The organism is Pseudomonas pohangensis (genome assembly GCF_900105995.1).
GTDB classification, from domain to species: Bacteria; Pseudomonadota; Gammaproteobacteria; order Pseudomonadales; family Pseudomonadaceae; genus Aquipseudomonas; species Aquipseudomonas pohangensis.
Window position 1 is genome coordinate 2,192,781 of record NZ_LT629785.1, and the last position, 22,325, is coordinate 2,215,105.

Here is a 22,325-nt window from a genome sequence, read left to right on the forward strand (position 1 = left end):
CTCCTGCGCCAATCCAAAGCCAAAACTGAACCGCGCATTACCCTGACAAGTCCGAGGTGCCCATGCTGGAAATCCGCCATCTGAAAACCCTGCACGCCCTGCGCGAGTCCGACAGTCTGGTCGAGGCCGCCGAGCGCCTGCACCTGACCCAGTCGGCGCTGTCCCACCAGTTCAGGGAACTGGAAGAACGCCTCGGCCTGCCGCTGTTCGTGCGCAAGACCAAGCCGCTGCGCTTCACCAGTGCCGGCCTGCGCCTGTTGCAACTGGCCGACAGCCTGCTGCCGCAGCTGCGCAGCGCCGAGCGGGATCTGGCGCGCCTGAGTGGCGGCACCGCCGGCCGTCTGCACATGGCCATCGAATGCCACAGCTGCTTCCAGTGGCTGATGCCGACCATCGACCAGTTCCGCGATGCCTGGCCGGAAGTCGAACTGGACCTGGCCTCGGGCTTCTCCTTCGCCCCGCTGCCGGCGCTGGCGCGTGGCGACCTCGATCTGGTGGTGACCGCCGACCCGGTGGAAATCAGCGGCATCACCTATGTGCCGCTGTTCACCTATGAGGCGCTGCTCGCGGTGGCCAACCAGCACTCGCTGGCCGGCAAGCCGTATATCGTGCCGGAGGATCTGGCGAAGGAAACCCTGATTACCTACCCGGTCGAGCGCGACCGTCTGGACATCTTCACCCGCTTCCTCGAACCGGCCGATGTCGAGCCAGCCCAGGTGCGCATCGCCGAGATGACCATGATGATGATGCAGCTGGTGGCCAGCGGTCGTGGCGTCTGCTGCCTGCCCAACTGGGCGCTGCATGAATACAGCTCGCGCGGCTACGTAACGGCCAAACGCCTGGGCGAGAAATCCCTCTATGCCACCCTGTACGCCGGCATTCGCAGCGACATGCTGGATGCGCCGTTCATGCGAGACTTTCTGCTCACCGCCAAGGACACCTCGTTTGCCACACTGGAAGGCGTCAGCGCGGCGCGTTAGGGTAGAGCCTGTAGTGTCTGCCCCAAAGCATGCAAAGCCGGGAGCTGGCATCTACAGCAAACAGACAAAGCGGAATTCAAACTTTAGCGGAGAGCGAAAATGTCCAACGAAGGCTACCACGAGCCCATTGCCGAATTGAGCGATGAAACGCGCGACATGCACCGGGCGATCACCTCACTGATGGAGGAATTTGAAGCCGTTGACTGGTACAACCAGCGCGTTGATGCCTGCAAGGACGAAGCCCTCAAAGCCATACTGGCGCACAACCGCGACGAAGAAAAAGAACATGCCGCCATGCTCCTGGAGTGGATAAGAAGAAAGGATCCGGCCATGGACAAGGAGCTGAAAGACTATCTGTTTACCGAGAAACCGATAGCCCATAAATAGACCTCAACCAGCAAGGCAGCGGGTATGGGACGGCGCAATCCATGCCCTGCCCTGTACCGCTCGTACCCACGCTTGTGCGTGGGAATGCCGGCTCACTATTGGCTGCGCGCCGCCGCGCAGCGCGCTTGACACACCATCCAGGCCCGAAGGAAACAGCCCCATGCTTCTGAAAGATCACGTTTACCTGATGGCCGACTACAACCAGTGGATGAACCAGAAGATTTACGAGGCCGCCGGCACCCTTGCGGAACCGCTGCTACACGAAAACAAAGGGGCTTTCTTTGGTTCGATATTCGGCACGCTGAATCATATTGTCGTGGCCGACACCCTCTGGCTGCAGCGCTTTGCCAAGGTTTTACCGGCACACCAGGCACTTATCCAGATCGCTGAATTACCGCCACCTGCGGCACTGGACACACCAGTCTGTGAAACCTTCATGCAGCTGAAAGTTCGTCGCCAGTTGCTGGATGAAAGCCTGTCAGAACTGGCAGAAGAGCTAACCGACGCAGAGCTTTCCCAGGCTATCAACTTCAAAAACACCAAGGGAATCGAGGCCAGCAAGAATCTTTTCAGCCTGCTGATGCATGTGTTCAATCACCAGACCCATCACCGCGGCCAGGTCACCACACTGCTCAGCCAGTCCGGCGTGGATGTGGGTATAACAGATCTGGCCTTTATCATTCCGAATATGTAATTAACGGTCCGTCCCATAACCCTCTCCCCCCAGGGGGGCGCGGGCATAACAACAACGACACCGGAGCCTTGCATGACTCGCCGTTCAATCACCTTTCGCCTGTTGCGCGCGCTGCTGGTTCTGCTCGCGCTGACCGTTACTGCCCTGCTCACCGCCAGCTTCTGGCAACAGCGCGAGCGCGTCAGTACGGCTGAACTTGTAGAACGGGCCAAAGCCCATGATGTGCGCATCGTGCGTGACAGCTGGGGCGTGCCGCATATCTTCGGCGCCAAGGACAGCGACGTAGCTTTCGGTATCGGCTATGCCCATGCCGAGGACGACTACGCGACCATCCAGGACGTGACGCTGGCGATTCGCGGCCGCCTGGCCATGAGCAAGGGCAGCGAGGCGGCGCCCGGCGATTACGTGGTCAGCCTGCTGAATATCTGGCCCAGCGTGGAGCAGCGTTACCTGCGTGATCTGCCGGAGGATGTACGCGCAGTGATGGAAGCCTATGCCGATGGCGTCAACCTGTATGGCGCCGAGCACCCCGATCAGGTCGCGCCATCGGCCCTGCCCTTTACCGGGCAGGACGTAGCCGCCGGCTTCCTGTTCAAGATGCCGTTCTTCTACGGCCTGGATAAAACCCTCAAGCAGGTGTTCGAAGGCAAGGCCGAACTGGTCAAGACGCCAACCGGCTCCAATGGCGTCGCCGTGGCGCCGGTGCGTTCCAGCGACGGCGCCACACGGCTGCTGGTCAATTCGCATCAGCCCTACACCGGCGCGGTGGCCTGGTACGAAGCCGTACTGGAGAGTGACGAAGGCTGGCATGTTGCCGGCGGTTTCTTCCCCGGCTCGCCGTTCATGCTGCACGGGCACAACGAACATCTGGGCTGGGCCAACACGGTCAACGCACCGGATCTGGTGGACGTCTATCAACTGACCATCAATCCGGACAACCCTGACCAGTACCGCCTCGACGGCCAGTGGCGCGACCTCGAGCAATCCACCGCCTGGCTGTGGGTCAAGCTCTGGGGGCCATTGCTGCTGCCGGTGCCGCAGACCGTGTACCGCTCCGAACACGGCCCGGTGCTGCGCACCGAACAGGGTGACTTCGCCATTCGTTACGCCGGCATGGACGAGATCCGTGGCGGCCTGCAGGTCTACCGGCTGAACAAGGCGCGCAATCTGCAGGAATGGCAGGCGGCCATGGCGCTGCAGGCGGTGCCCGCGCTCAACTACATCTACGCCGATGAGCGCGGCAATATCGGCTACGTGTACAACGGCATGTTCCCTGATCGCCAGGCCGGCAGCGACTGGCGCGGCACGCTGCCCGGTGACCGCAGCGAGCTGATCTGGACCGGCTACCTGCCGCCCGAACGCACGCCGCAGCTGTGGAATCCACCCTCCGGTCTGGTATTCAACGCCAACGCCACGCCCTTCCATGCCAGCGAGCCGCAGGACGATCTGCAGCCTGCCGACTTCGCGCCGAGCATGGGCATGCAGACCAACATGACCAACCGCGCCCAGCGCCTGCAGGAAACCTACGGCGCTGACCGTTCGATCAGCCGCGACGAATTCCGCACCTACAAGTACGACCTGACCTACAGCGAGCGTTCCGCGCTGGTCGCCACCGTGCAGCAGATGCTCGCCCTCGACGCGCAAGATGATGCCGTGCTGCAAGCGGCGCAAGCACAGCTGCAACAATGGGATCAGCGTAGCGACCGGCCCAACCGCATTGGCGCACTGGCCGTGCTGGCAGCCATGCCGGTAGTGCGCGCCAGCGAGCAGCAACTGCCAGCGGTTGATCTGCGCGAATCACTGCTCAAGGCCGCAGCCAATCTACAACAGCACTTCGGCCGCCTCGACCCCGAATGGGGTGAAGTCAACCGCATCATGCGCGGCAAGGAAGATCTGGCCATCGACGGCTCCTACGACACCCTGCGCTCGGTATGGGGTGAAGAACAGCCCGATGGCCGCCTGAAAGCCGTGGCTGGCGATACCTACATCCTGTTCGTCGAATGGGACAAGCAAGGCCACCTGAGCAGCGACAGCATCCACCAGTTCGGCAGCGCCACCCTCGACCCGGCCTCGCCGCACTACGCCGACCAGCTACCGTTGTTTGTCGAGAAGAAAACCAAACCGGTGTGGTTCACCGAAGCCCAACTTGCCGGGCATATCGAGCGCGAGTACCGGCCGGGAGAAGTGACGCTGGGCAAGTAATCGCCGCTGAGACTGAGTAACACTGGCCAAGTAGGGTGGAAAACGGCACCAGCCTTTTCCACCTGCCAGCGCAAGCAGAAACTCGCAGAGCGGGATGACCAGCCTGCGCGACAAACAACTTCAAACCGTTCGATCCAGCGGGCTCAACACCGCCAGCCCGCCACGATTGAGCACATGCGTGTAGATCATCGTGGTCTTCACGTCGGCATGCCCAAGCAACTCCTGCACCGTGCGAATATCCTGCCCGCTCTCCAGCAGATGCGTAGCAAAGCAATGGCGCAAGGTGTGTGGCGTGGCCAATTTGAGAATCCCGGCAGCCTCAACCGCACGTTTGAATGAGCGCTGCACGCGCTTCTCGTCTACATGGTGCCGGCGCACTGCGCCACTGCGCGAATCAACCGACAAGCTGCTGGCCGGAAACACGTATTGCCAGCCCCACTCGCGCGGCGCGTTCGGATACTTCTTCTCCAGCGCAAACGGCAGGTAAACATCGCCGCGGCCAGCGTCCAGTTCCAACTGATGCCGCGCACGCACCGCTATCAGATGCTGCTTCAAAGGTTGTTGCAGACGCTGCGGCAACACCGTGATGCGATCCTTCATGCCCTTGCCATCTCGAATCAAAATGGCCTGCCGGGCAAAATCCACATCCTTGACGCGCAAGCGCAGCACCTCCATCAGGCGCATTCCGGAACCGTACAGCAGGCTGGCAATCAGCCAGATATCACCCTGCAACTGCGCCAGCAACTGCTGCACCTCACTGACACTGAGCACCACCGGCAAACGCACCGGCTTTTTTGCACGCACTACTTCGCCCAGCCAGGGTAGATCCAGCTTGAGCACGTGCTTGTAGAGAAACAACAAAGCTGCCAGCGCCTGATTCTGCGTGGAGGCGGACACATGGCGACGCACTGCAAGGTCAGACAGGAACGCTTCCACTTCTGCCGCACCCATTTCAGCAGGGTGCCGGTACAGATGAAACCGTATGAACCGCTTTACCCATTCGCAATAGACTTGCTCAGTACGAATCGAGTAGTGTTTGAGACGAATCTGCTCGCGCATCTGCACAAGCAACCGTGGCTTTCCATCCATGGCGCATAACTCCCTTATACAGTCATCCTGACCGCTGCAACCCCCAGCCTAGACAGGGATAGCAAAGAGGACAAGGAATGTTATCCACCAAGCCCGTGAAAGCGTTATCACCCCATTTTGGGTCTATTTGTAGTTATGCAGTCAACCATCTGGTCCTGTGTTAATATTCAGGCTGAATTTGTCTTAGATTGAGGAGTACCATGCAACAAATACCAAGTGTTATGAAGGGTATCATCCTCAGTGGACATGGGGATTATGACAAACTTCATTATAAAGAAGATTTACCAGTACCATCACCTGACGATAATGAGGTTCTGATTAAAGTTAATGCTGCAGGTGTTAATAACACGGATATTAATACAAGAATTGCATGGTATTCTAAATCAGAGTCTTCTGCTAGAGATGCTAGCTGGAGTGGTCAAGCCTTGAGTTTTCCACGCATTCAAGGTGCAGATGTCTGTGGCATGATTGTTCGTGTAGGCAAAAATGTTAACCCTGATAGAGTTGGTGAAAGAGTTTTAATCGAGCCTTGTATTAGAGAAGCTAACGGAAAGAGATTACTTCAACCATGGTATTTTGGTTCTGAATGCGACGGTGGCTTTTCTGAATATACTGTGGTGTCTTCGAATCACGCTCATAAAATTAATAGTACACTTTCTGATATAGAACTAGCTTCATTTCCATGTTCATACTCTACAGCTGAAAATCTCCTCACGAAATCTAATGTAAAATCTGGTGAAACCGTACTAATCACTGGTGCATCCGGTGGTGTCGGATCTGCAGCAGTCCAACTCGCAAAAGCAAGAGGGGCAATTGTCGTTGCTATAACAAGTGCAACAAAATCAAACGAAATACTGAAACTTGGTGCTTCAAAAACAATATCTCGCAATGACAGTATTACTGATGCTTTAGGTGTTAACTCAGTTGATGTAGTGATTGATATGGTTGCAGGTGAAAGTTGGCCTGAATTTCTCGACATCCTCAGACCGGGAGGTCGCTATGCTGTTGCCGGAGCCATTGCTGGACCTATTGTAGAACTAGACATAAGAACACTGTATTTAAAAGATTTAAGCTTTTTTGGCTGCACTGTATTGGAACCTAACGTATTCTCCAGTCTCATACACCATATTGAGAACGACAACATTAAACCTATTATTGCTAAAAGTTTTAAATTAAAAAACATCGTGGATGCACAAAAAATGTTTTTACAAAAGAAGCATATTGGTAAAATTGTATTGTCAGTAACCCCAAATAGCTAAAAAACATTATCGCCCGCATAACAAGTAGCAGCATAGGACAACAACAAATGCGGCCAAAGAGAAAAAGCTGGCCGTTTTTGTTGTTGCCCATGTGCAAGGCGTTAGTTTCTCAAATTATGAAATGGACGTTTAGGTATTTAGTAGCATTAATTCCCGCGATATTCTTTCCAATTTGGGCGGAGGTAGCAGAGTGGGCCTATGTATATTTTGATTGCCAAGGTCACCTGAAAGCATTGCAGCCTTGCTTTGTTAGTACCTTTGATATTATGCCATTGGTAGAGTTTGGCTTGTTCTGGTGTAAAATACTTTGGATTCCAGCTTTATTTATATCCGGATGGCTTGTAAATAAAACCTACCAAAAACAAACGGCAATCAAACAAAATGAAAACTAACAAGGCAATCAAAGATCGCCCACAAAAAACGTGGGCTGGACCGTCGCTGCGCTCCGGCCCTTTATTGCGGCGTTACACGTAAATAGGAAGTTTATGTTTAAGAAGTTTTTAAAAGTTATAGGGTCATTTTTTCTAGTACTCATAATCATATTTGCTTGTGTATTTATCTGGTTTGGTACCAATTCATCTAAATATACAGATGAAGCTCAACCATATTTAGATTCAAATATACCGATAGCACTTAATTGGGATTTTGAGCAGCTGAAGCCACTACTAACAGCTGACTCTCTTGAGGCATTCGAAACCGAGCGAGGCCAAAAAGTATATAGAATGTTTTCTAAGCTTGGTGCTTTACAGTCAATTGAAGACCCACAATTTTTAAATGCAAAAACAGGAGTTACAACTAGCTCGGGTGCATTTGATGTTGTTAACTTTAGTATGCTTGCACACTTTGAAGCTGGAGATGCGCAAGTTACTGTAACATTGGCCATAGTCGATGATGGGTATAAAATACATTACCTACATATAAATTCAGATGCATTCTTGGAATAAGCGTGTAACAAGTGCATCTTGCAAGGACTTGGGTAAACTGTCACCTTTTTCGCGCTGCGCTGCAAAAAAGCCGCCAGTTCACCCAAGCCGCAAATGCAGGCGTTATGCTCTAAAAGTAAATCGAGGATAGTATGATAAAAGGAAGTTGTCTCTGTGAAGAGGTTAAGTATCAATACGATGGTTCAATCAATGAAGTTGCAGTTTGCCATTGCAACCAATGTAAGCGAGCACAGGGAACACCGTTCGTCACCAATGCTCCAATAGAGCTTGAAAAATTTACTTTTACCAATGGTTCTAGTTCTTTAAAAACGTTCTTCTCAAGTCCAAATAAAAAACGTGTATTTTGTGGTAACTGTGGCAGTCCGTTGTATAGCCAAAGAGCTGACATGCCTGAAACAATAAGGTTAAGGCTTGGTACAGTAACGGAGGGTCATATACCTGAGCCAAACTACGAAATATATTGTGAATCAAAATCAGGCTGGTTTAGTACAAATACTGAAAGACCAAACTATGAACAAAATAAAGCATAACCAATAGCTCAATAGGACAAATATTCGCTGTCACTTTTTGTGCAAAAACACGCACAAAAACCGCCATCAAACATTTGCCCATTAGCAAAGCGTTAGGCGGCAACATAAAGTAAAGCCATTGGAGGGCGGCAAACGTGTACATAATCACACTGCTTTTAGGCGCAATATTGTTCTTACCAAACTATGCAATCGCTCTTGAAGAGTGCTTGCAGTCTGAGAAAATATTTGAGCCACTTAAAGTCGCTAAAAACCTTAATAAGTCCACAAAAGCTAGTAAGCCGCTGGCGTTTTTTGGCGCAGCGCTTTGCGGCGCCGCAGTGGTTTTATTCATCACAAGCGGTGCGTTACCTCCTTTGTCCTATCAGGACCAAATCAAAATCGCGTCCGTTCCTTTGTTACTTTGGGCTGCTCTTATTTCAGGCCATCTAAGGGCGCAGGAATTGTCTACAGACAATCCACCTGTAAATTTCAATTTGAAAATACTATTCAGGTCTACGGGCGTCGCGTGGCGAAACGCCTTTACGTGCTCACTAAAAGAGTTGAGTTACATTATTGCTTTAGCATTTTCCATATTATTTTTTTCAAAGGCCAAGTCGTGGCTTGGCTTATGACTCCGGTACAACGCCTAACAAGGCGCTTAAATCGCTCGCTTCGCTCACTAGGACCGGCTAAAGCCGGCCCCTTAGCTTAATCGTTATACGGTATGAGTCATGGCCAGCATCGACATATTTCCTCCGTTAACACCAGAACTAAATGTTCGGTGCATTAAAAAATCGTTGAGCTTTTATACGGAACTGCTTGGCTTCACGATTTGCTTCGAACGCCCCGAGGATGGCTTTGCAACCATCGCACTTGACGGCGCCGTTCTCATGCTTGAACAGATAGAAGAATTGGCGCCACAAAATGATCCATGGATTACGGCAGAACTTGAATACCCCTTTGGCCGAGGTATAAATTTCCAAATAACTGTTAAAAATCTTGATGGTATATACAGTCGTCTAATGGAGAACGACTATCCAATCCAGCTGCCGCTAGAGCAAAAAACATATCGGGTTGGTGGTAAGTTCGTCAGCGTTAGACAATTTATGATCATTGACCCAGATGGCTACTTACTCAGGCTAAACAGCCTTGCCAATGTAAACACTGGCGTGGCCCAGGTATAACAATTGGTTCAAATCGTTCGCTTCGCTCACTGGGACGGGCTAAAGCCCGCCCCTTAACCAAACGTTAGGCCTCATGAATCGACATCTCATATAGCTTGAACAATCATGCAGGCAGAAAATATTTATTATTTAAAATAAGGTTGCATGAAATGTCTTGTGATAACGGCTGGATGAATTTTATTGTTAGCGTGAGAGCGAGAAGACCGGCTCACATTTTTCTTGCCAAGCTTGCTAGTTTTATTTATCCGTACAGCACTGCTTTTGGCGTCATGGTCGGGTTATTTTTGGTATTACTTCCTGCTATATCGAAGAGCTGGGAGCTTATAGTTATCCAAAATCCAGTTTCTGAGATTTTGTATAAAGAGTTTTCTTTTTTTGGAAAATTTTCCAGCTATGCCTTGTTTTTTCTATTAATCTTAACGGCAATTGTTAGCGGCTTATCTGGAAAGCTTTCTAGTTCGTGGGATATGAAAAAGGAGATTTTTCTTCCTACGGCTAAGCAGGTATTTGAGCTTGGCATTTATCCAGACACAGCAATTGGGGAATTTGTTTTTTATTCTATAATTTGCATTTATTTTTTAAGTTTTTTTGTTTGGATTTATTTGCCTGTTGGTTGGGTGGTTTTTCTACTAAGGAGTGGTGCTTAAATTAGCAATCTAGGAACTGTTGAGCGTGGCTACGCTACAGAGGCCAAAGGCACAGAGGACAACCTCTGGATTCAAAAAAAAAATTTAGAATGCGAGCTAACCGTATGCCTGAACCCTAACTAGTGGTTCAAGTCGCTCGCTTCGCTCACTGGGACGGGCTAAAGCCCGCCACTTAACCAAACGTTAGAGATAGTCATGAACAAACGCGTTCTTGCCTTAGGGCTATTCATAGCAGTTCTAGCCAGCGCAATTTCGCAAGCCTTACTGCATGGCCAAAAAGCAATTGCTACCGATGTGGTCTTGCACACTCCATATTTCCTATCACCTATTTTCAGCATGCTTATACAAGCCACATCCATGCTGGCATGGGCCGTGCCTGGGCTGTATGTAGGTTATTCATGTAAAAACAAACCAGTGCAGCATGGTGCAATCGTGGGAGCAGCCTATGCAGTAATACTTGGAGCAGATGTTTTCGCAATGCAATCTTCAAAATTAATCGACACTGACTCCTTGCTAGTGTTGGCAGTATTTGCTTTAACGGAAATAGCAAAATACTCAGTACTCTTCGCACTAGTCGCACCAGCCGGTTATCTTCTTGCCACTAACCGTGCAAATCTCTAACAAGTGGTTCAAACCGTTCGCTGCGCTCACTGGGACGGGCTAAAGCCCGCCCCTTAACCAAACGTTAGCCAAATCGTGTCTTGCTTGGTTGGTTTTGTACCGTGTGAATCCGCAACACCGCTCCGCAGCTTCAGGTTTCACACGTCGTTGAAAATGCATTTACTGAACGTCCGCCGCTACCATCGGGGCACGGTCAAAAACGCGGTCAGTCAGCAGCATCGTCACAATGAATTTGGCGCGGCTTTTCAGGCTCACCGCGCAGCAGTTAAAAAGCAGGATGTTGGTAGTTTTAAACCGCGAACAGCAGGTAGGCTAACAATGCGCTCAAGTCGTTCGCTCCGCTCACTGGGACAGGCTAAAGCCTGCCCCTTAGCTTAGTCGTTAGGCGTCACGCAAAAGCAAAATCAACAGCAGGTGGAACATGGACGTTTTGCATTCAAATAACAATTTACGTAGTCCATCTGGCGCTTTGCGTCGGCCGTTCAAATCCGGCCCGCACTTCTCGCATTCGGTAACCCGCTCATTTATTTCTTCACAGCAATTCGAGTTGTTTTTCGCCTGTTCAATTTTTCCAGCTCTTACGTCTGATGCTCCGCGTCGCGAGCGCAAATCCAAACCGAAATTCGCGCATTCGGTAACCAATATCGGCACGCATTCACAGCTTCAACGCGCAAGCGTCCGTTCCACTTTACAAGCGCTTCAGTCTGAAAGTCGGTACGCGTATGCTCGCGCTTGTTCCGGCATCGGCGAACAATTACGTTCCGTTTCCGGCGAGCCATTTAGGGTTGGCCTAACTAGGCGCTCAAGTCGCTCGTTTCACTCGCTGGGACCGGCTAAAGCCGGCCCCTTAGCTTAATCGTTAGGCATTACTGAATGAACCATCCATATCGCACACCAACCTCGAGCTTGCACACAGGCACTCTTGGTGGTGGCTACCTTAGCGGAAGCAAGCCACTTTGGAAGGCATTTTGGCTTGTATATATTCTAGGCTTTCTAATTTTCTACATAGTGCAAATAGTAGGTATGCGCTCAGGGTGGTCTACAGATCTAATTATAAATATTCGTGACATCATGGGTTTTAATACAAGAACGGCCACCTACATCACAGTTTTACTACCACTTTTTGTCTACTTAATATTTTGCTGGATTTCCGTTTGGAAATGCTCAAAAAACACAGGAAGAAAATACTGGGCACACCTTGCTAAAATTGTGATTATTTTGCACGCACTGTGGTTAGTCACAAAAACACTGTCCTTTGCTCCATGGCTTAACTCGTGAGCATAATCGAAATACAGAAAATCATACTCAATCCGTGTCGAAGCCTAACAAGTGGTTCAAATCGTTCGCTTCGCTCACTGGGACAGGCTAAAGCCTGCCCCTTAACCAAACGTTAGGAAGCATCATGGTGTTTCGTGCTGGTTTCAAAGCCATACAAGCGCTTGTACTCCTTGCCATAGGAGCAATAGTAATTTTTATTTTCGCTCTGACATGGAGTTACTATTTTGATGTGGCATCGGATGCGGAACCATTCAGCTCATCAAACTGGGTAGAGCTTTCTAATCCGTACAAAATCACGAATGACCCTGGCTGCGTGCGCGGCGGAATGGCATTGGATTTAATTCAAAAAGAAATTTTAAAAAGCAAAACCAAAGAACAGGTCTCTGAAATCCTCGGAAACCCAGATAAAATTTCTGATTCAACATTTTCATATGAGCTAGGGCAGTGCTCCGGCTTAGGCTGGCACAGCTCTATACTGGTAATTAAATTCATGAACAACTCCGTTCACAATCTAAACATCGTGCGAGATGCCTCCTAACAACTGGTTCAAGTCGTTCGCTTCGCTCACTCGGGACCGGCTAAAGCCGGCCCCTTAACCAAACGTTAGCTTTCACAAGGAGTCACCGTGCGACTCAAAGAGGAATATAAAAAATCTGGTTACTTCTGGCTTCCTGGTAACGAGGATAAAAAAATTCCGGGGACCCTGACCATATCTGATGGTGGAGATATCGAGTTAGAAGTTGTTGGGTTATTTGACGAAAGCATTAAGGGGCTTAATGGAGAGGACGACCTAAACAGAATTATTGGCCACGTGGAAAAAGATGGGTTTGTAACTCTAGATAACTGCTTCTACAAAAAGAAAAATTATGCTTTTTTTGGAATTGCTAAATCATTAATACATGTCAATCAGGCTCTGAGCGGAGTTGCTTACGAACAAGATGAAAAGGTTACATTTCATACAGTATCTTTCTCAATTGAAGGGCTAAATGAGTGGGTTGGGATTTCTGGCATTAGCGTCGCATATGGAGATGATTATAGAACGGCTACTATAAACTACACCCCACAAGATGAAATCATATATAACTTGATAAACGAATTTAAACTACACATATTTTTTGGTTACACCCTGCCGGGACTTCCCGCCACAACTGAAGCAAAAATAACTCACAAGACATATTTAAAATTATCATCTGAAAAAGCCAGAGAGCTCCCAGAGTTCATCTATGCTCTCCACCAAATAACATACTTACTCTGCTTTGCCGTTGATGCAACGGTCGCCATTAGCGATGTATCGGCTACATCAAACGAAATAGTGATGCAAATTACAGAGAATAAAAGCAGGCCTGTAAATATAAAAATATTTTATCCAAGCCTGCCCTTCCCCAAAGAGCATCCCAAAATAGATTTCCACCGAATGCTATTCAGATTTGCACACATTCGCGAAAACGCTGAAGAAATATTTAATAACTGGCTGAATGCTTACTCTGTGATAAGCCCGGCTATTGGCTTATATTTTTCAGCAGTATCAGGTTCTCATAAATATTTAGATGGGAAGTTTTTGGCGCTGGCGCAAGGGTTAGAGACTTATCATAGGAGAACCTCATCAGAAACCCTGATGGATAGGTCTGAGTTCAGATCAATGATGGCCAAATTACTTTGGATGTGCCCAAAAGAGAATAGGCGCTGGCTAAGAGGGCGGCTTCGGTACGGTAATGAAATCAATCTTGGCCAGAGAATAAAAAAGATTATCGAGCCGTATAAATCTTATATTGGAAATGGTAAGCAGCGAAGCAAGATCATCAGGGGCGTTGTAAACACAAGAAACTATCTCACTCATTACAGTGAAGAGCTTAAGGATGAGTCTGTAAAAGGGGCCAACCTATGGGTACTGTGTCAAAAAATGGAAGCAATTTTTCAATTGCACTTACTTCAGCAGCTTGGTTTTACAGTTTCTGAAATACAAGAAATCCTTGCCAGCAACTATAAACTTCAACAGAAGTTCAGTGAAATCTAACTAGTGGTTCAAACCGTTCGCTACGCTCTCTGGGACGGGCTAAAGTCTGCCCCTTAACCAAACGTTATACGCAGAGGCTATCCCTAACATGGAAGTGACCGTGAAAATCTTCGAGAACCGGATGGTTCTAACTGCAAACGGAAATACCGTTGACGTTGCACCATCGAAGCCGTTCACCAGTACACGCCTGCTAGTTGGCACATTTATGCCAGCCGTCGAGTGCTTGAAAGAAGGCCTGGCAAAGGTAGGCGCAACGGGTTTCCTCAAAGGTAAACCCAAGCTCCTAGTCCTTCCTCAAGCCATGACCGAAGGAGGTCTATCCGAAATAGAGGAACGTTGCTTACTCGAAGTCGGCCTTTCTGCCGGGGCCGGAAAAGTCGAAATCCGTATAACTTAGAATGTATAAAAGTGGTTGAGGTCGTTCACCTCGCTCACTGGGGATAACTAATGCCAGCCCCTAAACCAAGGCCCATATTCCACAGAAAACAATAATGACCACTCAAACCAAGTCACTGCAACCTGGCAAAGCAATCACCAAGGTCATCATTGCAAATTGCATAATTATTATTACATTTATGCTTACCCCATATACTGAAATACTTGATGAAGTATCAGACTTTCTTCAATACAAAATATCAAGTATTTGTAGCGCCGGGCCATGGTTTACACCACGCCAGGCACTGTCAGTAACAGCCAGCATGACTTTCAGTATTCTGGTTTCTATTTTTTTTGCTTTTTTTGGTGCATTTAACAAAGAAGAAATGAAACGACAGAGAAATGGTATGAGTGTTATTTTTGTCTTAACATTAGCACTGGCATTCGCATTTTATATTGTTGTGTTTTACATACCTTGCGGCTTACACATTCACAACGAGGCAACCCAAGGAAAGGCCAGACTTGGCGAAGCCATCTTCTACTACGTCAGAACCAATAATTTTATTTTTACAATATTTGTATCATTTGTTTGCGGCTTCTTTTCCTACGGAGCTGCACTGGCATTAAAGTTAATCTCAAGCACAAAATGAAATTCAGTAAGTAGCATGTCAGGAATTTCGCTGCATTCCTGACTAGTGGTTCAAACCGTTCGCTACGCTCATTGGACCAGGTTAAAGCCCGCCCCATAACCAAACGTCAGGCAACAGGATGAGCATGTCGCTATTGATCCGGGAAGTTCCTGCTACAGACATCCCAATGGAACTCCTTCTGCTCGCGGACCCTTCGGAAACCAGAGTTCGTACGTACCTTTCGGTATCTAGGTGCTTCGTGGCTTCAAGCGGTGGCACTGTGGTTGGTGCATGCGTTGTCCAGCCACGCGGTACAGACGCACACGAGCTAATGGCTATTGCTGTGCACCCGGCCCATCAGCAATCCGGCTACGGCTTACGGCTCTTGAAATGGGTTATTGAATTCTTCCGCAATGCTGGCGCACGCCAACTAGAGGTGGGCACCGGCACGTTTGGGTATCAACTCGCCTTCTACCAGCGCCATGGCTTTCGGGTGACAAGCATCGACCATGACTTCTTCCTGAAGAATTATCCCGAACCCATCTTCGAGGACGGGATACAGATCTTTGACATGCTGCGTCTCACGTTGAGGTATTGAGGTGCTGTTGCTAAACCCGTCACTCAACCGGATTTGGCCAGCAACACCTCTGCACTTCCTCTCTCCCCGGCGCCTACACAGGACTTACATTCAGCGGCTTGCCTGATCAAGGCTTGCCGCTGCCGGATCAAGCCCGACAGCTTTGCCAATCCGGACTCAGGGCGCCAGCTTGCGCTTGAGTGCATTGGCCAACGGCTGTGGCAACTTGGGCATGGCGCGCAGCAGATACGGCAGGATCTTGCGCTTGGTGGCGTTGAGCGACTCGGGCACCACCGCTTCGATCAGGTGCGGGCCGGGATTGGCAAAGGCATATTCCATGGCCTTCACCAGTTCCTCAGAGGTGGTCACGCGCACCGAATGCACACCCATGCCCTGAGCGAGCTGGGCGAAGTTCAGCACCGGGCCGCGCAGGTCGAGTTGCGACTTGGCCTTGGGACCGGCCTCCTCCGCGCCGACCCGCTCCAGCTCGACATTGAGCACCGAATAGGACGCATTGTTAAAGATGATCGAGGTGACGTTGAGCTGCTCGCGCGCCATGGTCCACAGCGCCTGGATGGTGTACATCGAGGAGCCGTCGCCGATCAGCGCCAGCACCGGCCGGTCCGGGCAGGCAATGGCCGCGCCGGTGGCACTCGGCAAGCCCTGGCCGATGGCGCCACCGGTCAGGGTGATGAGGTCGTGGCGCGGTGCGCCGGCGGTCATCAGCGAGAGCATCAGCCCGGAGGTGATCGCCTCGTCGACCAGGATGGCGTTTTCCGGCAGCAGCTGGCCCACGGCCCGGCAGACTTTGGCCGCGCTCAGCTTGCCGCGCGGAAGACCGGGGCGCCGGGCCGGTTGCAACTGCGGCTGGGCCTTGTCTGCGCCGAGGGCGGCGGCGAGTTTTTCCAGACTGGCCGTGGTGTTCTGCTCGGGGGTAGCCAGGGTCTGCACGTTGCAGCCATCGGGCACCAGATAGCTCTGCTTGCCCGGGTAGGCGAAGAAGGACACCGGCGCCTTGGCGTCGACCAGGATCAGTTCTTCAATCTCGGCCAGCTGCACTCCGGCCATCTCGGCCATGTAGGCGACCCGCTCGACGGCCGGCAGGCCGGCACCACGCTGCATGCGGGTCGGGAAGACTTCGGCCAGCAGCTTGACGCCGCTGTGTGCGGCAATACGCGCGGCAGCCAGCAAGTCCGGCTCGCGCAGGGAGCGCCCGCCAAGCAGCAGCGCGGTCTTGCGACCCGAGCGCACCGCCGCGACAACCGCCGCCACCACGGCGTCATCCGCCACTGCCGGGTTGGGTGCGGGCGGCGGCGGGCAAGCCACGGCGCCCTCGCCCCAGGACACATCCGCCGGCAGGATCAGCGTGGCGACCTGCCCCGGGTAGCCGCGCGCAGCGACAATGGCATCCACCGTGTCGCGGCACAGTTCGGCGGTGCTGGCGGACGTACGCACGAAACCCGGCGAGACGTTGCGCGCCACGGTCTCGATGTCCGACTGCAACTGGGCGTCATATTGCGTGTGGTAGGTGGCGTGGTCGCCGACGATATTGACGATCGGCACCTTGCCCTTGCGCGCGTTGTGCAGGTTGGCCAGACCGTTGCCCAGGCCGCAGCCCAGGTGCAGCAACGTGGCAGCCGGCTTGTCCGCCATGCGCGCGTAACCATCGGCGGCACCGGTGGCCACGCCTTCAAACAGGGCGAGCACGGCGCGCATGCGCGGCTCGCTGTCGAGCGCCGCGACGAAGTGCATTTCGCTGGTCCCCGGGTTGGAGAAGCAGACTTCGATGCCGGCATCGGCGAGGGTCTTCATCAGGGCTTGAGCGCCATTGGGCATGGGATTTTCCTTTTATAAAATCTGGACAGTAAGAATGGATCAGCCGGCGTTGAACGAACGCGCGGCGGCACGGGCGGTAAGAATGCAACCGGGCAGGAAGGTGCCCTCCAGCGAACGCTTGCCGCTGGCACCTCCGCCACCAAAACCGGCGGCCTCGCCCACGCAGTACAGGCCATCGACCGGCTGGCCGGTGGCATCCAGCACGCGGCTGTGCAGATCGGTCTGCAAACCGCCGAGACTCTTGCGGGTAATCAGTTGCATATGGATGGCAATGTATGGCCCGGCACCGGGCTTCTGCAGCGGCGCCGGCTTGCAGGTCCGCAGGCGGTCCGGCCCCCATTGGCGGGCGTGCAGGATGCGGCGCAGCTGGTCGTCATTGTGCAGGCGGGAGCCGCCGGCAAAGTTGGCGTCAAAGGCATCGGCAGTGGCTTGCAGCACACCGGGGGCGATGTCGTGCGAACAGGTCAGTGCATTCATTTTTGCCGCCAGTCCGGCCAGCGTGTCATCGACCAGAAAGTGCGGGCTTTCGCTCTGCATCTGCCGGATCAGGCGATGGTTGCCCAGCAGGGTTTCCTTGAGAAACGCAGGGAACTGCATGTCGCGGATGCGCTGGTTATGCTCGGCGCCGGAAATGGCGAATTCCTTGACCGCGATGCGCCAGTTCAACAGGTGCCAGGTCCAGGGTTTTTCCTGCTCGGCCACGCGCTGGCACAGCCAGTGGGTGTCAAAGCCGGTGACCAGCGGTTCCGGGCCGATGCGCCGGCCACGGTGATCAAGCCACAGCGCCGACTTGCACGGAATGATCGACAGGCCATGGCCGGCGAAGTGCGGATAGGGATGCGGGAAACCGGCAGCGTAGTTCCACATCTCGCCGGCATGGGTGATCTGCCCGTCCATTTCATCGGCCACCCAGTGATGCAGCTTGCCGTCGGCATGGGGATGGGCGCCGTTGAGCATGCTCGCGGGCATCGGTCGGTGCGCGGGCCAGTTGGCTCGTGTCTGTGCATGGCTGCCGTTGATGCCGCCCATGGCCAGCACCACCACCGGCGCTTGCAGGCGCACTTCGGCCGCAGTCTCTTCGCAAACGGCCAAGGCTCCATTAAGCTGCCCGGCCTGGTGCTCCAGCGCCGTGATGCGGTGCCGGTGCATCAGCTTCAACCGGCCGCCACTGTCGGCAGCGTGCAGGGCCGAGATCATCCGCCGCACCAGCTCGCGGGCGGTGCCCCAGACAATGTGATAGCGCGGCAGGCTGTTGCCGTCGCCCTGCATCCCGCGCTCGACCCAGTTCACCGCCGGCATGAACTTCACGCCTTCACCAAGCAGCCAGTCATACACCTGGGCGGCGGAATGTTCGGCGTAGTAACGCGCCCACTGCTGCGGATAGTGATCGTCCGCGGCCATTTCGCCAAAGCGCAGCCAGTCGCGCAGCGCCACTTCCGGAGTATCGGGAATCTTCATGCGCGCCTGCAGGGCGGTGCCCACCAGCGCCATGCCGCCGAAGGCCCACAGCGCCAGGCCGCCAAGCCGCTCAGGGCTGTCGCGATCCACCAGCGTCACGCGCTTGCCGGCACGCAGGGCTTCGAGCGCCGTGACTAATCCGGCCAGCCCGCCACCCACTACCAGCACATCCGATTGCACTGTTGTCGTTGCCAACCTGAGTCTCCTCACCCGCACTGCCTGCGCAGGAATCATGCGCATTGTCACAGGCAACAATAGCTGCATATCATCCACCTACACTTGACTTTACAGGCCACGCCAATTGACTTTACAGGCCACCGTCTCCATGAGCTGGGTCAACACCGTCCTCAGCGCCGCGCAGCGTCTGGGCGTCACCCAGGAGGCGTTGCTCGCCGCAGCGGGCATAGCCCCCGCCGAGCTGCGCGAGGAACGCTGGCCCATCGACCACATCACCCGGCTGTGGCGCGCTGCCGCAAAGCTTACCGGCGATCCGGGCTTCGGCCTCAAGGCTGGCGCACTGGTCGGCCCGGCCAGCTTCAACGTGGTCAGCTACCTGTTGCAGTCGGCACCGACGCTGCGCGAGTCGATCGCGGTAGTGCAGAAGTACCAGCGCCTGATCAGCGACGGCGGGCGCCTGCAGATGATCGCCGGAACCCAGTCGAGCTGGCTGGTCTATCACCCGCGCCAGGGGCTGCTGCCGTTCAGTCCGCAGCAGATCGAGGCGGTGCTGGCGGCCATGGTGGCCTTTGCCCGGTGGGTGTCGGGCAGTGCCTTGCAACCGCTGAAGGTGCAGTTCAGCCAGTCCCCGATCGGACCACCGGGCGGCTACCATGCCGTGTTCCGCTGTCCGGTCGAGTTCGATCAGGCGTTTAGCGGCGTGCTGCTGGACAACGCCTGGCTCGACGCACCCTTGCCCCAGGCCGATGCACAACTGGCGCGGGTCCATCAGCAGTATGCCGCTACCCGTCTGGCCGCACTCTCTCCGCCCGAGACCCTGGCACAGGACCTGCGCCGCTGGATCGACACCCAGCTGCATAGCCGGGTCCCCAGTCGTGCCAGTGCCGCCCAGGCCCTCGGGCTAAGCCCGCGCACCCTGGCGCGGCGCATGCAGAGTCAGCAGCTGGACTTCTCCAGCCTGCTCGACCAGGCCCGCCGTGACGCCGCCCTGCACACCGTCGCCAACACCCGGCAAGCCCTGACGGATATCGGCCAGAGCCTGGGCTTCGCCGAGCCCAGCACCTTCTGGCGCGCTTTCAAACGCTGGACCGGTCAGACCCCAGCACAGTGGCGCCTGCAGAACGCGGCTATTGCCACTTCGGCCAGTCTTGCCGCGCCAAACCATGACAGCGAAATCCGGGAAAGCGGCTTTGAGTAATGCAGCAAAGTCTGTAACGTCCGATTCCATCGAGCACTTCACAGCATCCAAACCACAACCGACACCTGACCATGACGACGATTCGAGAATTCAACCAAGCTGACTGGCCGCAGGTCTGGCAGATCCTCGAGCCGGTATTTCGCGCCGGGGATACCTACAGCTTCCCGCCCGACATCAGCGAACAGGAGGCCTTCAGGGCCTGGGTCGAACTGCCGGCTGCCACCTTCGTCGCCGCAGATGAACAGGGGCAACTGCTCGGCAGTTACTACCTGAAAGCCAACCAGCCCGGCCAGGGCGCCCATGTGTGCAACTGCGGCTATGTGGTTGGCGCGGCGGCACGCGGCAAGGGCATCGCGTCGGCCATGTGCGAGCACTCGCAACAGGAAGCCATCCGCATGGGTTTCCGTGCCATGCAATATAACCTGGTGGTATCCACCAATAGCGGCGCCGTACGGCTCTGGCAAAAACACGGCTTTGCTATAGTCGGGACACTGCCGCAGGCCTTTTTGCATCCCTCTGCCGGCTATGTAGATGCCTTTGTCATGTACAAAAGTCTGGCGGTTCGCCCATCTGCAAACAGCACCGAGGATCAACCATGACTTCCGTCCGCCTACTGCTACTCACTGCCTTGCTGGCCAGCAGCGCATCTGCCGCCACCTTCGAGGCGGATAAACAGGCCACGCTGCAACGTCAGGCCGAACTCGACCAGGCCTGCGAGGCCGCACGCACAGCCAAGCTCGAGCCACTGCGCCAACAGCTATTCAACGAGTGCATGAGTTCGAAAAAAACCGCCAATAGCGAGCAGGACTGCAAGCGCCAATCGGCTGAATACAACGGTAACCGCTCCGGAGCCGCACCGATGTTTTACGACCTGCCCGCCTGCGTCACCGCCTTTGAGTTCAAGAAGGCCAATCCGGTCAACCAGTAATCCTGCAGCTGCTGAAGCAGGCAGGTGCTGACAGCAATTGTCCTTGCCTGCTTCACGCTACTCCGGCAGGTAATCAGCGCCAGCCTGTGCCAGAATTCGCGCCCTTAATTCAACCCGGGAGCTGAGCGCGTGACCTCCTACGACGTGATCATCATCGGCGGCGGCGCCTCCGGCCTGATGTGCGCCCTGCAGGCCGGGCAGCGCGGCCGGCGGGTACTGGTGCTGGACCGCAGCAACAAGGTCGGCAAGAAGATCCTCATGTCCGGCGGCGGTCGCTGCAACTTCATGAATCTGGACGTGACGCCGGACAACTTCCTTTCGGACAACCCGCACTTCAGCATTTCCGCGCTCAAGCGCTACACCCAGTGGGATTTTCTCGCGCTGGTGGACAAGCACGGCATTGCCTGGCACGAACGCAAGCATGGGCAGCTGTTCTGCAACGAGTCGGCGAAAGACATCCTCAACATGCTGCTGGCTGAATGCGCCGATGCCGGCGTGGAGATTCGCACCAGCTGCGAGATCACCGGCGTCAAGGCAACGGCCGATAGTGGCCAGCGCTTTCTGATCGACAGCAGTCTGGGGAAATTCACTGGCGAGTCGCTGGTGGTGGCTACCGGCGGGCTGTCGATTCCGACCATGGGCGCCAGCGGTTTCGGTTACGACCTGGCCCGGCAGTTTGGCCACAGCGTGCTGCCGACCCGTGCCGGACTGGTGCCGTTCATGTTCAGTGACGGCTTCAAGGCGATATCAGAGCGGCTGTCCGGACTGGCTCATGAAGTGCTGATGGATAACCCGCGTGCCAGCTTCAGGGAAAACATCCTCTTCACCCATCGCGGTCTGTCCGGCCCTGCGGTGCTGCAGCTGTCCAATTACTGGCTGCCCGGCGAGCCGGTGACGGTGAACCTGTTTCCCGACGAGGACATGCAACACGGCTTGCTCGCACGCAAGAAAAGTCATCCGCGTTCACTGCTGCGCACCCTGCTGGCCGAACAGCTGGCGCGCAGTCTGGTCGATGAATTGCAGGCGCTGTTGTGGCCGGCCTATGCGGAAACACCGCTGGCCGAAATACCCGATGCGCAGTTGCTGCAGATTGCCGACGGGCTGCATGGCTGGGTGCTGCGCCCGTCAAGCACCGAGGGCTATCGTACTGCCGAGGTCACCCTGGGCGGCGTCAGTTGCGACGAGGTCTCGTCGAAAACCATGGAAAGCAAACGCCAGCCGGGGCTGTACTTCATCGGCGAAGTGCTGGATGTCACCGGGCATCTGGGCGGCTTCAACTTCCAGTGGGCCTGGTCATCGGGGCACGCGGCCGGACTGGTGGTCTGAGGGGCATGCTGCG

At 54.1% G+C, this 22,325-nt stretch carries 23 protein-coding genes; 20 read left to right on the forward strand and 3 right to left on the reverse strand.

The genetic code is table 11. The features are described 5' to 3' along the window. Nucleotides 1-62: 62 nt before the first annotated feature. The 4 genes from metR to BLT89_RS10285 all read left to right on the forward strand — a co-directional run bounded on the left by metR (nucleotide 63) and on the right by BLT89_RS10285 (nucleotide 4,263). The gene (metR, locus tag BLT89_RS10270; RefSeq protein WP_090194736.1) at nucleotides 63-980 is read left to right on the forward strand and encodes a transcriptional regulator MetR; all 918 of its coding nucleotides are present in this window, start codon (nucleotides 63-65) and stop codon (nucleotides 978-980) included. Nucleotides 981-1,079: 99 nt separating this feature from the next. Continuing rightward, nucleotides 1,080-1,367: an encapsulin-associated ferritin-like protein gene (locus BLT89_RS10275; RefSeq protein ID WP_090194737.1), complete on the forward strand. Its 288-nt coding sequence runs from the start codon at nucleotides 1,080-1,082 to the stop codon at nucleotides 1,365-1,367. Between the two features lie 160 nt (nucleotides 1,368-1,527). Next, nucleotides 1,528-2,061, forward strand: a complete 534-nt coding sequence (locus tag BLT89_RS10280; protein ID WP_090194739.1) for a DinB family protein — start codon at nucleotides 1,528-1,530, stop codon at nucleotides 2,059-2,061. Between the two features lie 72 nt (nucleotides 2,062-2,133). Next, complete coding sequence (locus BLT89_RS10285; RefSeq protein ID WP_090194741.1) at nucleotides 2,134-4,263, forward strand: acylase; 2,130 nt, start codon at nucleotides 2,134-2,136, stop codon at nucleotides 4,261-4,263. A 120-nt stretch (nucleotides 4,264-4,383) separates the two neighbouring features. On the opposite strand, the gene BLT89_RS10290 is transcribed toward BLT89_RS10285, so the two are convergent. Beyond that, nucleotides 4,384-5,352, reverse strand: a complete 969-nt coding sequence (locus tag BLT89_RS10290; protein ID WP_090194743.1) for an integron integrase — start codon at nucleotides 5,350-5,352, stop codon at nucleotides 4,384-4,386. 200 nt (nucleotides 5,353-5,552) lie between these two features. Between BLT89_RS10290 and BLT89_RS10295 the strand changes: the two genes are divergently transcribed. From BLT89_RS10295 to BLT89_RS10335, 12 genes are all read left to right on the forward strand, one after another. Continuing rightward, nucleotides 5,553-6,611, forward strand: a complete 1,059-nt coding sequence (locus tag BLT89_RS10295) for an alcohol dehydrogenase family protein (RefSeq protein ID WP_090194744.1) — start codon at nucleotides 5,553-5,555, stop codon at nucleotides 6,609-6,611. 485 nt (nucleotides 6,612-7,096) lie between these two features. Next, the gene (locus BLT89_RS17650) at nucleotides 7,097-7,555 is read left to right on the forward strand and encodes a hypothetical protein (RefSeq protein WP_157718847.1); all 459 of its coding nucleotides are present in this window, start codon (nucleotides 7,097-7,099) and stop codon (nucleotides 7,553-7,555) included. Nucleotides 7,556-7,686: 131 nt separating this feature from the next. After that, nucleotides 7,687-8,085: a GFA family protein gene (locus BLT89_RS10305; protein ID WP_090194746.1), complete on the forward strand. Its 399-nt coding sequence runs from the start codon at nucleotides 7,687-7,689 to the stop codon at nucleotides 8,083-8,085. A gap of 134 nt (nucleotides 8,086-8,219) precedes the next feature. After that, nucleotides 8,220-8,696 carry a hypothetical protein gene (locus BLT89_RS17655; protein ID WP_157718848.1) on the forward strand — a complete coding sequence of 159 codons (477 nt, stop codon included), beginning with the start codon at nucleotides 8,220-8,222 and terminating at the stop codon, nucleotides 8,694-8,696. Nucleotides 8,697-8,795: 99 nt separating this feature from the next. Then, nucleotides 8,796-9,248: a bleomycin resistance protein gene (locus BLT89_RS10310; RefSeq protein WP_197673502.1), complete on the forward strand. Its 453-nt coding sequence runs from the start codon at nucleotides 8,796-8,798 to the stop codon at nucleotides 9,246-9,248. A 149-nt stretch (nucleotides 9,249-9,397) separates the two neighbouring features. Continuing rightward, nucleotides 9,398-9,895: a hypothetical protein gene (locus tag BLT89_RS10315; RefSeq protein WP_090194747.1), complete on the forward strand. Its 498-nt coding sequence runs from the start codon at nucleotides 9,398-9,400 to the stop codon at nucleotides 9,893-9,895. A 195-nt stretch (nucleotides 9,896-10,090) separates the two neighbouring features. After that, a complete protein-coding gene (locus BLT89_RS17660; RefSeq protein ID WP_157718849.1) occupies nucleotides 10,091-10,516 on the forward strand; it encodes a hypothetical protein in 426 nt (141 codons plus the stop codon). A gap of 1,402 nt (nucleotides 10,517-11,918) precedes the next feature. After that, a complete protein-coding gene (locus BLT89_RS10320) occupies nucleotides 11,919-12,332 on the forward strand; it encodes a hypothetical protein (protein WP_090194749.1) in 414 nt (137 codons plus the stop codon). 87 nt (nucleotides 12,333-12,419) lie between these two features. After that, on the forward strand, nucleotides 12,420-13,808 hold the full coding sequence (locus BLT89_RS10325) for an ApeA N-terminal domain 1-containing protein (RefSeq protein WP_090194751.1): 1,389 nt from the start codon (nucleotides 12,420-12,422) through the stop codon (nucleotides 13,806-13,808). Between the two features lie 100 nt (nucleotides 13,809-13,908). Then, nucleotides 13,909-14,205 (forward strand): hypothetical protein, encoded by a 297-nt coding sequence (locus tag BLT89_RS10330; RefSeq protein WP_231975008.1) that lies wholly within the window; start codon nucleotides 13,909-13,911, stop codon nucleotides 14,203-14,205. Between the two features lie 94 nt (nucleotides 14,206-14,299). Further along, nucleotides 14,300-14,833, forward strand: coding sequence for a hypothetical protein (locus BLT89_RS17665; protein WP_157718850.1), 534 nt, complete (start codon nucleotides 14,300-14,302; stop codon nucleotides 14,831-14,833). Between the two features lie 124 nt (nucleotides 14,834-14,957). Further along, nucleotides 14,958-15,410 (forward strand): GNAT family N-acetyltransferase, encoded by a 453-nt coding sequence (locus BLT89_RS10335; RefSeq protein WP_231975009.1) that lies wholly within the window; start codon nucleotides 14,958-14,960, stop codon nucleotides 15,408-15,410. 156 nt (nucleotides 15,411-15,566) lie between these two features. Here the strand turns inward: BLT89_RS10335 and BLT89_RS10340 are convergent, their stop codons facing one another. Both BLT89_RS10340 and BLT89_RS10345 read right to left on the reverse strand, forming a co-directional pair. Beyond that, on the reverse strand, nucleotides 15,567-17,225 hold the full coding sequence (locus BLT89_RS10340) for an acetolactate synthase large subunit (protein WP_090194754.1): 1,659 nt from the start codon (nucleotides 17,223-17,225) through the stop codon (nucleotides 15,567-15,569). A gap of 39 nt (nucleotides 17,226-17,264) precedes the next feature. Next, entirely contained in the window at nucleotides 17,265-18,878 is a 1,614-nt protein-coding gene (locus BLT89_RS10345) for an FAD-dependent oxidoreductase (protein ID WP_231975010.1), read from the reverse strand. Between the two features lie 130 nt (nucleotides 18,879-19,008). On the opposite strand from BLT89_RS10345, the gene BLT89_RS10350 reads away from it, so the two are divergent. The 4 genes from BLT89_RS10350 to BLT89_RS10365 all read left to right on the forward strand — a co-directional run bounded on the left by BLT89_RS10350 (nucleotide 19,009) and on the right by BLT89_RS10365 (nucleotide 22,312). Next, nucleotides 19,009-20,058 (forward strand): AraC family transcriptional regulator, encoded by a 1,050-nt coding sequence (locus BLT89_RS10350; protein ID WP_231975011.1) that lies wholly within the window; start codon nucleotides 19,009-19,011, stop codon nucleotides 20,056-20,058. 71 nt (nucleotides 20,059-20,129) lie between these two features. Further along, entirely contained in the window at nucleotides 20,130-20,657 is a 528-nt protein-coding gene (locus BLT89_RS10355; RefSeq protein WP_090194758.1) for a GNAT family N-acetyltransferase, read from the forward strand. After that, on the forward strand, nucleotides 20,654-20,986 hold the full coding sequence (locus BLT89_RS10360; protein ID WP_090194760.1) for a hypothetical protein: 333 nt from the start codon (nucleotides 20,654-20,656) through the stop codon (nucleotides 20,984-20,986). Before BLT89_RS10355 ends, BLT89_RS10360 begins: the two co-directional genes overlap by 4 nt. 129 nt (nucleotides 20,987-21,115) lie before the next feature. Next, the gene (locus BLT89_RS10365; RefSeq protein ID WP_090194761.1) at nucleotides 21,116-22,312 is read left to right on the forward strand and encodes a BaiN/RdsA family NAD(P)/FAD-dependent oxidoreductase; all 1,197 of its coding nucleotides are present in this window, start codon (nucleotides 21,116-21,118) and stop codon (nucleotides 22,310-22,312) included. Nucleotides 22,313-22,325 lie beyond the last annotated feature (13 nt).